A 3,444-nucleotide genomic window follows, 5' to 3' on the forward strand; every position below is an offset into this window, starting at 1 on the left:
ATTTATTATTATATTGCATTTCGGAACCGTTTATTGGGTAAAAGAGAAAAAGTTATTGTGCCTTCTATCTTTTTCGGCATATTTTTATGTGTTATGCCTTGGTATTTATTAAGACGGGAAAACTTATCGTTGCTTATCAGTACCTATTTATTCCTATCCTCTTTGTTTGCTGGTGCATGGCTTAGAATCTTACTTTACTCTCATGGATTTCACTGGACCTTTAATTTCAAAAATCTTATTCGAAATATTGAAAGAAAAGTAGGGAAAGAAGAAGAGTTGGTTTCGTTTTTACTTATCGGTTACATCTTGCCCTTTGCAGTAGTACTTCTGATTTCACTTACATATATAGGTCCTAATATTAACAAGAAATGCATTGCATATTTTAAAGAAAACTCATTGCCTATAAGTTTGAAGGAGATAGATAAACAATATCATTCTCTTCCTGATGACCAAAACCTTGCTAAAAAATATTTTGATTTAATTCCGTTATGTAACGAGGTGTCTGTAGAAGGTACAAAATATGAAGAAGAGTTCTATAAAAGGATTAACGATAAAATTAAAACTGAAGAAGAGAAAGAATATCTAAAAAAGATTTTATATGACTCATATCATGCGTTATTAAAGAATGAGAAACCTATGCCAGAAATAGTTTATCTGATGTATAAAGATATTGACCAAAAAATTTACAAGAAACTAACCGATAAACTTCATGAAACTGCAGAAAGTGGTTTGACTCAAGGACATTACCCGATTAAATTAACTCAGGGATATTCTACGGAATTGCATCATTTACAATTTTTGAGGGACTATACAAACAAATTAGGATTAGAAGCCGTGTTGAGTGCTATCGATGGTGATTATGAGAATATGCTGAGAGCATTTCGAACTTGTGCATCTATCTATAACTCGTTAGAAAATGAACCCGTTCTTATATCTCAACTTGTCCGTATCTCTATTTTCTGGATTATCTACGGGGATATAGAGTGGATTTTTAATCACAAGGAATTACCAGAAGATGTGCTCATAAAATTAAATGGTATTATTCAAACCTTTGCTATCCCGAGTGAAAAACGTTCAATGTTTAAATCAAGTATGCATTCAGAATTATTAATGGTGCTATCTGAAATCAGTATCTACCAAAAAGAAAGGTTTATGTCACATATAAATTATTGGGCATCATCACGAAAGTATATTTATTATAAAAACATCGTACGACCATGGTTGCCTGTAATCGATACCTTCTACCCAGCAGATATTGAAACACTAATAGTGGTAAATTTATACACAATGTTAAAGAAAGTGCTTACAGATGTTGCACGGGAAGAAAATAGCAACTTGCCCGAAAGAACACTTCTTAACACTTATTCCTCTAATTTAATGGATACAGAAAAGCCTATTTTCCAGACAAGTTCCCCTTACTGGATGTTTTTTACACTTTTTATCGTTTATCCTGCGTTAGAACGTTGTCCAGATTCGGAATTGCGTCATTATGTTTATATCAACCTTGTTCAAACAGGGATTGCCATCGAACGATATCGATTAAGAAACAATCGCCTTCCCGATAATTTACAAGAACTTGTCCCTGATTATTTACCTACTATTCCCAAAGACCCCTATAGAAATGGAAAACCAATTACATACATCAAAGAAGATGATTTCGCATATAAAATATATAGTATCGGAATGGACAAAGAAGATGATGGTGGAATTAGTAAAGACGTGAAAAAAGGAATACGAAATATAAATGAAGGAGATTATGTTTTTTCCATACTCCCGCTAAGTATCCGTCAACAACCAGACGTTTCCCCAGATATATCATTAGTTTCGTACGTTGAAGAATAGTCTCTAATTTATTTTTAAACTCTATTCCCTTTTTAAAAATACAGGTTATGTTTTCATATTTGCTCTTCGTTTTAATAAAATATAACAGGTTACATTCAACATTGGTATTGTTTGTTTCCTGTTTGCGTTTGATTTTTTAGGTTTTTTAATCTTACTATGAGCAACAAACAAATATTTATACATTTAGGAGATACCTATGGGGAATAATGATACACTTGCTATATTTGGTGGAGAACCAGTAAGACCACCCGAAAAAAAATGGCAAACATGGCCTGTATTTGACGAACAAGAAAGAAAAGCCCTTTTAGATATCCTTGAAAGTGGAAAATGGTTTTATGGTGAAAAAGTAAAACAATTTGAAGAAGCATACTCGCGATTTCAAGGGGCACAATATTGTGTCTCATGCAGTAGTGGGACAACAGCATTAGAAATCACATTGCAGGCAATTAATATCAAACCTGGTGATGAGGTCATTGTTCCACCTTATACATTTATTGCAACAGCATCAGCAGTTGTGCGAATGGGAGGTGTGCCCATTTTTGTGGACATTGATGATACATGGTGCATAGACCCCGACCTAATCGAATCTGCCATCACTCCACGAACACGAGCAATAATCCCTGTCCATTTTGGCGGAAGAATTTGCGATATGGATAAAATCAATGCAATAGCAAACGAACATAACCTCACCGTAATTGAAGATGCATGCCATGCCTGGGGAGGTGCATGGGAAGGCAAAGGTGCAGGAACATTAGGCATCGGTGGTGTTTTCAGCTTCCAAATGTCAAAAAATATCACCGCTGGCGAAGGCGGAGCCATCGTAACCAATGAAGAATGCTTCGCAGATTTATGCCGTTCAATTAGCAACTGTGGACGCTCAAAAACAGGTCCCTGGTACTATCATGAACGAGTTGGAACAAATGTCCGAATGAACGAATTCACTGCAGGAATATTATCAGCCCAGTTAAGCAGAGCAAGACAACAATTTTCACGACGCGAAATAAACGGGACATACTTAAATAACGCATTAAAAGACATCCCCGGAATATACCCACAACCTAACAGTAACCGTATTACAAAGAGATGTTACCATCTTTTCTGTATCCGACTGAAAGAAGAAGAATTCGGCTGTTCAAGAGAACAATTTGTTAAATCAGCACAAGCAGAAGGATTGCCAATTTCCGCTGGTTATCCCTATCCAATATACAAGCAACCTGCCTTCCAACAGGCTAATTTTTACGACTATTCAAAAGTATCCTGTCCCGTAGCCGAAGACCTTTGCTACAAAAGTGGTCTATGGCTAACACACCAGATACTATTAGGTTCTGAAGATGATATGGAAGACATCGTCAAAATCATCAAAAAAATTCAAGAACATGCACCCCAACTACGAAAATTAGAGACATAATCCTCTATCACAATTATTGCAAGCACTTCTATTCACCTTTTTTATAATTCTACAATCTACAACTTAAACAACGAATATGAAAAATAAATCAAATTATTACTATAATTATCTTCCAATCTTCTATTTTACATATCTATCTAATATTCTTAACCTACCTACTTCCCAAAACCTTATTCTATTAAAAATTTATTTGA

Annotated in this window: 2 protein-coding genes; both read left to right on the top strand. The window is 34.9% G+C overall.

From position 1 onward, the window contains the following. Positions 1–1,842: hypothetical protein (locus PLJ10_04620; protein HOK08927.1), on the top strand; the 1,842-nt coding region annotated here is incomplete at its 5' end. 196 nt (positions 1,843–2,038) lie between these two features. Beyond that, entirely contained in the window at positions 2,039–3,250 is a 1,212-nt protein-coding gene (locus PLJ10_04625) for a DegT/DnrJ/EryC1/StrS family aminotransferase (protein ID HOK08928.1), read from the top strand. Positions 3,251–3,444 lie beyond the last annotated feature (194 nt).

Source organism: Candidatus Hydrogenedens sp., assembly GCA_035361075.1.
Classification (GTDB): Bacteria; Hydrogenedentota; Hydrogenedentia; order Hydrogenedentales; family Hydrogenedentaceae; genus Hydrogenedens.

Excerpts from the sequence above, each read along its gene's own strand:
- PLJ10_04625 (HOK08928.1), top strand. The coding sequence starts at position 2,039 with ATGGGGAATAATGATACACTTGCTATATTTGGTGGAGAACCAGTAAGA.